Genomic DNA, 6,128 nt, shown 5'->3' on the forward strand with positions numbered 1-6,128 from the left:
AGTCACACTTCCTTATATAGTCATACTAATGAGTTCAACATTAGAAATATGTTCAATCTTTTTCAATGAATTTATAACTTCATCTATTTCTAAATCTGTGTCTTTACCATCTAATGATAGTGTAATGGTAGCTCTACCGTCCATCGGTATACTTTGATGAATCGTCAGCACTGACAAATCTAATTTAGAAAGTGTATTTAAAACTTTAGCTAACATACCTATGATGTCATTTACATACAATATCAATGTAAACTCTCTTGTTTCCTCTAATTTTTCGTCAACTGGAAATATCGTGTCTCGATATTTATAAAACGCACTGCGGGATAAATCGAATTGCTTCACTGCTTCAAATATGGACAATGATGGGTCATTTTTCAAAACTTCTTTGATTTGTAAGGTTTTAACCACTGATTCAGGTAAAACATCTTCACGAATTAAATAAAACTTTTTATTTTCATTTTTGTCCATATCAAGCACTCCTATTCAACAAATTCAAATTCTCCACCAAGTATTCTTACAATATCTCCATTTTCACAACCACGTTCACGTAGTGCATCGTCAATACCCATTGAACGCATTTGACGCGCAAAACGTCTAACGGCTGGATCACTGTTAAAGTCAGTCATTTTGAACATTCTTTCTATGGCTTTACCACTCACTACGTAAGCAGCATCATCGTCTCTTGTAATCGTAAATGCATCCTGGCTAGGCGTGTGTTTATAGACAACTCTATTAACACCCAAATCTTCTTCCTTATTAAAATCTACATCTTTAACTTCTTCTAGTGTATCAGCAATAGCATATAATAATTCATCAATATTGTCGTGCATTACTGTAGACAACGGAATAATACGTACACTGGTATCATTTAATTGTTCTTTAAAAATAGTTAGATTATCTTCTGCATCGGGGATATCCATTTTATTAGCAACAACTATTTGTGGTCGATCTTCTAATCTATGTTCATAAGCTTTTAATTCTTCATTAATAATTTGATAATCTTCGTAAGGATCTCGACCTTCTGAACCACTCATATCAATCATATGCACAATTACTTTGGTTCTCTCAACGTGTCTTAAAAACTGATGACCTAATCCGATACCTTCAGAAGCGCCTTGTATAAGACCAGGTAAATCCGCCATCACAAAACTTCGATGATCTTTGGTAGAGACAACACCTAAGTTAGGTTTAATAGTCGTAAAATGATAAGCTCCAATCTTTGGTTTTGCTTTAGAAACTGTTGATAGTAATGTAGATTTCCCAACACTTGGGAAACCGACTAAACCAACATCTGCAAGTAGTTTTAATTCCAAAGTAACCTCAATTTCTTCACCTGGTTCACCATTTTCACTAAAATCTGGTGCAGGGTTTCGTGGAGAAGCAAAGCGTGAATTCCCACGACCACCACGACCGCCTCTAGCAACTGTAGCACGCTGTCCATTCTCTACTAAATCTGCTAATACTTCTTCAGTTTCAACACTTTTAATGATTGTACCTGGTGGCACTTTTAATACTAAATGCTCAGCGTTTTTCCCGTGCATATTACTACTTTGGCCACCTTCACCTCTTTTAGCTTTGAAATGTGTTTGATATCTGAAATCTAATAACGTTCTTAGACCTTCATCTACTTCGAACACAATTGAAGCTCCGTTACCACCGTCACCACCAGCTGGTCCACCAAATGGTACGTATTTTTCTCTTCTGTATGCAGTTATGCCATTACCACCATCACCAGCTTTAAGTGATATTTTAACTTGATCAACAAACATGATTTCACCTCTTTTTTACTAAATTTAATTTACATATCTTGTATATTATAGCATTTTCTAGATAACTAGAAAATAAAGACAAAAATAAACACCAGAAGTCATCACTTCTGGTGTTAACATTAACAAAAATTACTCAGCAGCTGCGTATACAGATACTTGTTTTTTGTCTCGACCTTTACGTTCGAATTTTACAACGCCGTCGATTTTAGCGAATAATGTATCGTCGCCACCACGACCAACATTTTCACCAGGATAAATTTTAGTACCACGTTGACGGAACAAAATAGAACCGCCAGTAACGAATTGACCATCCGCACGCTTAGCACCTAAACGTTTTGATTCAGAGTCACGTCCGTTTTTTGTAGAACTTACCCCTTTTTTAGATGCGAAGAACTGTAAGTTTAATTTTAACATTTGGTTGCACCTCACTTATAATTTAATCTAATATTTTCTTTGTATTCTTCTTCAATTGTCTGCAAAGAGACTAACATTGCCTGAAGAATTAATTGCGCTTTTTCGTTATGTGTATCGACACTTCTAACATGGAAGTATCCACCGTCATCACTATAGTCAATGTCGGGTTTCTCGGTTGTTAATCCCATTATAGCATTAACACTACCGAAAATAACTGCAGATGCTCCTGCACATACAATGTCATAACCATACTCACCATGTTCGGCATGACCATCCATGACAACGTCTGTTACTTGGCCCGAATCATTTAATGTAACATCTACATTAATCATAATTATGCGTTGATTTTGTCGATTGTTAATTTAGTGTATGGTTGACGATGACCTTTTTTACGTTTAGAGTCTTTACGACGTCTATAAGTGAATACAGTAATTTTTTTACCGCGACCTTGTTTGTTTACAGTAGCAGTAACTGTTGCACCTTCAACTGTTGGCGCACCAACTTTAACTGAATCTCCACCTACAAATAATACTTTATCAAAAGTGAAAGAATCACCTTCATTTACGTCTAATCTTTCAACGAAAATTTCTTGTCCTTCTTCAACTTTTACTTGTTTTCCACCTGTTTCAATAATAGCAAACATACTTTGCACCTCCTATAATTTAAGTCACGCCAAAATCAGGTGACATCACTGTACTTGAACCTGATTTTGAGCGGTTGTATGTAGCTAGAAACTACTCAACTACTGCATTTTAGCATTACAATCTTTTACTGTCAATCTTCAATTGGATTTTTTTGAGAAATTTTGTTATTAGCGGATACAAAATAATTAATAAAATAAAGTTTAGTATAAACGTCGGTAACATTCTAAAAATCACAAATTCAAATAAATTAAATTGAACTAATCCTAAAGCACTATATATAATTGCTACATAAATTTCTAACACGAGTGTACTCAACAATACGATTGTAAATAGCATCGAATGATCTCGATAAAATACTTTGAAGAAAAAATCCATGATGACAACTAATAAAATATAACCAAATAAATATAGTCCGTAAAAACTTCCATAATATAAATCGGTAATTAATCCTAAGACAATTGAGAAAACCATTGCTACACCAAAACCTCTATAGACACTCATGATTAAGATGTACATTATCGTTAAATGAGGCACGAAGATGATTTCATTTCCAGAAATTTGCATAGGTATCACTAGTGCAATTGCAGTATCAATATAAAAAAGAATGATACCAATAAGAAAGTAGTAAAACGTACGCATTAATTATCACCACTTTCAGTATCAGGCACCGTATTAGGGTCTCTTTTAGCAACATAAACATGGCTTAAATCAGCTAAATCAGTACCAGTTTTCACTCTAACTTCTTTAGATAAGCCATACTCATCATTTTCAACTTTTGCTACTTCACCTATGTATAACCCTGTTGGAAGCTGATCAGCTAATCCACTTGTAACTACTTTATCTCCTTTTTTAATACTGTCTTTATTGTTTATATCAGATATTACTAGCTCTTCAGTTTTAGCATCATAATGGTCTATGAGACCAAACACATTTTTGTCATCATGTTGAATATTGACAGATAAGCGATTCGCCCTTGTATTTGTTGATATTAAATCTACTTGTGAAGAGAATTGATTCACTTTAGAGATACGTCCAACTAATCCATCAGAAGTCATTACTGCCATATTATTTTTGATGCCATCTTTTGCACCCTGATTAATCACTAATGTATTCATCCACTGATCAGGATTTCTTGAAAGAACTGTGCTTGAAATTGGATCAAATTTAGATATATCTTCAATATTTAATTCTTTTTTATACTTTTTATTTTCTGATTTTAACCTTTGATTTTCTGCTTCTAACTGTTTTATCTCACTTGATTGCTTTTTGGAGTCGCCATTAGAAAAAATACTATTGATAGATCCAGTAACAAAGTGGACTGGATAACTCACAGCTTTTTGGCCAAAAGCAACCGTATCTCCCACATATTGTTCAACATGTGATTGTGATTGTGAGCGTAATGACACACCAATCAAGGCTATAAACACAATGATTGCACATAATATAACAATCAATTTGTTGTTTCTAAAAAACTTTGACAACCTAAACACCTCTATTAACCAACTATTTTATCTTCTTCTTATCATTTTATATTACTACTAAAACGAAATAAAGCACGAACATAAAGAATATAGAACAAAATTTATTTACGGATTTAAATATGAAGATAAGTTTATTATATTTTATATTCAAACATTGTGATAACTTGTATTATAGCAGTAATTATATAGAATAGTGTATTATTTAGTATTGATTTTAACACATCAATTAATTTTTATAATAGGCAACTAAAAATAACGTCAAGGTAACCCATTATTCATTTCAATAAATATCCAACCGAATAAAAAAAGAACGAGTCAAAATCAATCATATCCAAATCGACTTTAAAACTCGTCCTGCTTATTTATCCTATTTATTTTAAAAAATCTAAGAAATGCTTAGAAGCAGTGTAAACTGCTCTTACATACACATTCGATTAACTTTTAGTACTTGATTAAATAAATCTAATTTTTTTCTTCATCTGATGATGTTTTAGAGTCGTTAGACTTACTAGATTCTTTTTCATCTTCTTTATAAAGCGTTTCTTCTTTACGCCAACGTGCAAATAAATTTTGTGCTTTTGCTTGTTCGTCTGCTTTTTTTTCATTAGATTTTTCACTCATTATAAACACCAACCTTTTCTTATTACTTATATAAGGCTAACTTATTTATTAAAAGAATTCAAATCCATTACTCATAATTTGATGCTGGCTTTAATTCTATATGTTCACCTAATTGATTAAGGTCTTGATTCATCTCTATTTCAGTTTTATAAACTCTCATAGATTCAGAACCAAATTTATATATAATAAATTCATCGCCACGTTGCCCAGCCAAATAAGAGTCGTTATATCCCATTCTTTCAATACCAGTTACTGACATAAACTCTCGTTTATCAATCCAATTAAACATATTCTTCGTTTGACTAAGTGGAACGTTATTTAAAATATCATTATCTTCCACTGAATATCTTTGTCCACCTGTTAGATGCCCTTTATTTGCGCTATTATTTAAGGATGATTCATCATTGTGCATTGGATTCCAATCTTGGTCTTTTAAAAAAGGCGCGTATTTGAGTGCGAAAAATACAATTACTATAATGGCAATAATAGCTATAATATTCTTTATAATGCTAAATATGAAACGCATGAACCATCCTCCTATTTTATTCATCAAAATTATAGTATGTTTAATAAAGTTTATCATCAGACTATAGGTGTATTTATATTTTAACTATAGACCGATGTATGTTTAATGCATTAATATTAAACTATATTAAAAGGAGTGAATAGACAATGAGTATTTTATCTATAATCCTGCTTGCACTCTTAGTTATCTTATTATTTAGAGTAGGTTTATCTATTTTAAGATTTTTAATCTATGTTGGCATAATTGTATTATGTATTTACCTAGGATACCAAGGCATTCTTTGGTTAATGGAAAATTATAATCAATTTTTCAGTTTTATAAATTAAAATTTTAGCGCTTATAGACATTGATGTCCAATAAGCGCCTTTTTTTAATTCATATGACTGTTTTCGCAATTACACGCTTACATTAATAACAAGCACACAATAATAACGCCCAAATTAATCTAACGACGACCGTACTAAAAATGAATAATCCTAATCTTTCAAAAATTAAGACACGTTGATGAAACTATACCGCTTAATCAAAATATCCTTCTTCTACCATACTTAAATATTCATGGTCTCCTATAATGACATGGTCTAATAAATCAATACCTAAAAGTTGTCCACATTCTCTAAGTCTTTCGGTGGTTTTAATATCTTCATTTGAAGGTGTGATGTCTTATCAAGAG

Annotated in this window: 10 protein-coding genes, 1 pseudogene and 1 other annotated feature; of the genes and pseudogenes, 1 reads left to right on the top strand and 10 read right to left on the bottom strand. The window is 32.1% G+C overall.

Going from position 1 to position 6,128, the window contains the following annotated elements:
- Window positions 1-12 precede the first annotated feature (12 nt).
- From KA883_RS01935 to KA883_RS01975, 9 genes are all read right to left on the bottom strand, one after another.
- Window positions 13-468: an ACT domain-containing protein gene (locus KA883_RS01935; protein WP_046207921.1), complete on the bottom strand. Its 456-nt coding sequence runs from the start codon at window positions 466-468 to the stop codon at window positions 13-15.
- Between the two features lie 11 nt (window positions 469-479).
- Window positions 480-1,769 (bottom strand): GTPase ObgE, encoded by a 1,290-nt coding sequence (obgE, locus tag KA883_RS01940; RefSeq protein ID WP_046207922.1) that lies wholly within the window; start codon window positions 1,767-1,769, stop codon window positions 480-482.
- A gap of 129 nt (window positions 1,770-1,898) precedes the next feature.
- Window positions 1,899-2,183, bottom strand: a complete 285-nt coding sequence (rpmA, locus tag KA883_RS01945; RefSeq protein WP_019468507.1) for a 50S ribosomal protein L27 — start codon at window positions 2,181-2,183, stop codon at window positions 1,899-1,901.
- Between the two features lie 11 nt (window positions 2,184-2,194).
- Window positions 2,195-2,515, bottom strand: a complete 321-nt coding sequence (locus KA883_RS01950; RefSeq protein ID WP_046207923.1) for a ribosomal-processing cysteine protease Prp — start codon at window positions 2,513-2,515, stop codon at window positions 2,195-2,197.
- Between the two features lie 2 nt (window positions 2,516-2,517).
- Window positions 2,518-2,826, bottom strand: a complete 309-nt coding sequence (rplU, locus tag KA883_RS01955) for a 50S ribosomal protein L21 (protein ID WP_046207924.1) — start codon at window positions 2,824-2,826, stop codon at window positions 2,518-2,520.
- A 12-nt stretch (window positions 2,827-2,838) separates the two neighbouring features.
- Window positions 2,839-2,912, bottom strand: a sequence feature (ribosomal protein L21 leader region).
- A 29-nt stretch (window positions 2,913-2,941) separates the two neighbouring features.
- Window positions 2,942-3,466, bottom strand: a complete 525-nt coding sequence (gene mreD / locus KA883_RS01960) for a rod shape-determining protein MreD (protein WP_046207925.1) — start codon at window positions 3,464-3,466, stop codon at window positions 2,942-2,944.
- Complete coding sequence (mreC, locus tag KA883_RS01965) at window positions 3,466-4,308, bottom strand: rod shape-determining protein MreC (protein WP_210139833.1); 843 nt, start codon at window positions 4,306-4,308, stop codon at window positions 3,466-3,468. The genes mreD and mreC overlap by 1 nt, the downstream gene beginning before the upstream one ends.
- 462 nt (window positions 4,309-4,770) lie before the next feature.
- The gene (locus tag KA883_RS01970) at window positions 4,771-4,929 is read right to left on the bottom strand and encodes a hypothetical protein (protein ID WP_164987239.1); all 159 of its coding nucleotides are present in this window, start codon (window positions 4,927-4,929) and stop codon (window positions 4,771-4,773) included.
- Between the two features lie 67 nt (window positions 4,930-4,996).
- Window positions 4,997-5,455, bottom strand: coding sequence for a DUF4930 family protein (locus KA883_RS01975; protein ID WP_046207927.1), 459 nt, complete (start codon window positions 5,453-5,455; stop codon window positions 4,997-4,999).
- Window positions 5,456-5,601: 146 nt separating this feature from the next.
- Between KA883_RS01975 and KA883_RS01980 the strand changes: the two genes are divergently transcribed.
- Window positions 5,602-5,781 carry a hypothetical protein gene (locus KA883_RS01980; protein ID WP_019468500.1) on the top strand — a complete coding sequence of 60 codons (180 nt, stop codon included), beginning with the start codon at window positions 5,602-5,604 and terminating at the stop codon, window positions 5,779-5,781.
- A gap of 193 nt (window positions 5,782-5,974) precedes the next feature.
- Here the strand turns inward: KA883_RS01980 and KA883_RS01985 are convergent.
- Window positions 5,975-6,118 (bottom strand): annotated as a pseudogene (locus KA883_RS01985) (JAB domain-containing protein); the annotation flags it as partial.
- Window positions 6,119-6,128: the final 10 nt, after the last annotated feature.

The organism is Staphylococcus sp. GDY8P54P, assembly GCF_017892645.1.
Classification (GTDB): Bacteria; Bacillota; Bacilli; order Staphylococcales; family Staphylococcaceae; genus Staphylococcus; species Staphylococcus ureilyticus.

What these genes read in the sequence shown, in the direction of transcription:
- KA883_RS01975 (WP_046207927.1), bottom strand. Translation starts at nt 5,455, where the DNA reads ATGCGTTTCATATTTAGCATTATAAAGAATATTATAGCTATTATTGCC.
- rpmA (WP_019468507.1), bottom strand. Translation starts at nt 2,183, where the DNA reads ATGTTAAAATTAAACTTACAGTTCTTCGCATCTAAAAAAGGGGTAAGT.
- KA883_RS01980 (WP_019468500.1), top strand. Translation starts at nt 5,602, where the DNA reads ATGAGTATTTTATCTATAATCCTGCTTGCACTCTTAGTTATCTTATTA.
- mreD (WP_046207925.1), bottom strand. Translation starts at nt 3,466, where the DNA reads ATGCGTACGTTTTACTACTTTCTTATTGGTATCATTCTTTTTTATATT.
- KA883_RS01950 (WP_046207923.1), bottom strand. Translation starts at nt 2,515, where the DNA reads ATGATTAATGTAGATGTTACATTAAATGATTCGGGCCAAGTAACAGAC.
- obgE (WP_046207922.1), bottom strand. Translation starts at nt 1,769, where the DNA reads ATGTTTGTTGATCAAGTTAAAATATCACTTAAAGCTGGTGATGGTGGT.
- KA883_RS01935 (WP_046207921.1), bottom strand. Translation starts at nt 468, where the DNA reads ATGGACAAAAATGAAAATAAAAAGTTTTATTTAATTCGTGAAGATGTT.
- rplU (WP_046207924.1), bottom strand. Translation starts at nt 2,826, where the DNA reads ATGTTTGCTATTATTGAAACAGGTGGAAAACAAGTAAAAGTTGAAGAA.
- KA883_RS01970 (WP_164987239.1), bottom strand. Translation starts at nt 4,929, where the DNA reads ATGAGTGAAAAATCTAATGAAAAAAAAGCAGACGAACAAGCAAAAGCA.